Annotated in this window: 1 protein-coding gene; it reads left to right on the top strand. The window is 65.3% G+C overall.

The window, feature by feature from the left end:
* A partial coding sequence (locus JCM12296_RS35375; RefSeq protein ID WP_157068229.1) for an ABC transporter permease occupies positions 1-709 on the top strand: 709 nt, incomplete at both ends.

Below are 709 nucleotides of genomic sequence, written 5' to 3'. Positions count from 1 at the left end.
CCACGGGCGGCCGCGAACGGGAAATTTCCATTCTCGGGTCCACCGCCGATCTTTTGGAAATCCGCAACCTGACCCTGGCCAACGGCCGTTTTCTGCCGGCCGGGGACATTTCCCGGGCCGAGGCGGTGTGCGTCTTGGGGCATACGGCACGCAAGGAACTGTTCGGCAACCAATCCCCCCTGGGCCGCTTCGTGCGCATCGGCGAGTGGCGCTTCCGGGTGATCGGCATCCTGACGCCCAAGGGTCAGTCCCTGGGGGTCGATATCAGTGACGTGGCCATCATTCCGGTGGCCTCGGCCACGGCCCTGTTCAACACCGAAACCCTTTTCCGCGTATTGGTTCAGGCCCGGGATCGGGACGCCATTCCCCGGGCCAAGCGGGAAATCCTGGCCACCATCCGCGAGCGTCATGAAGGGGAGGACGATATCACGGTGATCACCCAGGACGCCCTTTTGAGCACCTTCGACCGCATTTTGCGCACCCTGACCCTGGCCGTGGCAGGGATTGCCGCCATCAGTCTGGCCGTGGCCGGCATCCTGATCATGAACGTCATGCTCATCGCCATCTCCCAGCGCACGGCGGAAATCGGCCTGCTCAAGGCCATCGGCGCCACCCGGCGGCAGGTGCTGTTGCTCTTTCTCGTGGAATCGACCCTGCTCAGCCTGGCCGGCGCCTTGGCCGGCCTGCTGCTCTCCGCCGCCGGCTTGGC

This window comes from Desulfosarcina cetonica JCM 12296 (genome assembly GCF_001311845.1).
Taxonomy (GTDB): Bacteria; Desulfobacterota; Desulfobacteria; order Desulfobacterales; family Desulfosarcinaceae; genus Desulfosarcina; species Desulfosarcina cetonica.
Note: the sequence above shows the minus strand (reverse complement) of the source record. Positions and strands in the feature narration are given on the sequence as shown.